The 501-nt window shown below is 45.3% G+C and carries 1 protein-coding gene; it reads left to right on the top strand.

Annotated features, from left to right (window positions below; translation table 11 throughout):
* A partial coding sequence (locus tag B3180_RS11020; RefSeq protein WP_286844516.1) for a S8 family serine peptidase occupies positions 1-341 on the top strand: 341 nt, incomplete at its 5' end.
* Positions 342-501: the final 160 nt, after the last annotated feature.

Below are 501 nucleotides of genomic sequence, written 5' to 3'. Positions count from 1 at the left end.
TGGGAGCTTCTGCAACCGTATCTGTAGAAGACAGTGACTGGGCTTTCTTTGACGGGACGTCAATGGCGACCCCTCATGTTGTTGGTGTAGCTGCGTTAGTCTGGAGTCACTATTCAGAATGCTCCAACGGCGATATCCGTTCTGCATTGGCATCAACCGCTGAAGATTTAGGTACTGCTGGTCGTGATGATGCATATGGTTATGGGTTAGTCCAAGCTAAGGCAGCTTACGATTACTTGGCAACTAATGGATGTGGCGGATCGGATGGCGGTACCGACGATGGAGGAGATACTTCTGGCCCAGGTAACGGTAATGGGAAAGGTAATGGTAAGAACAAGTAGTAATACATACCTTTAGTAATAAGCAAGAAAGCCTCCATATACTGGGGGCTTTTTTGCTTTTAGGTTATAAAAAATGTTGGTTCAAATAACATCTGAGCAAACTTTACGCAGTCAGCAAAAAAACAGTTATAAAGGCTTAAAAAGCGCTTGACGGGGCGAG

The organism is Idiomarina sp. UBA4206, assembly GCF_002383015.1.
GTDB lineage: Bacteria > Pseudomonadota > Gammaproteobacteria > Enterobacterales > Alteromonadaceae > Idiomarina > Idiomarina abyssalis.
Note: the sequence above shows the minus strand (reverse complement) of the source record. Positions and strands in the feature narration are given on the sequence as shown.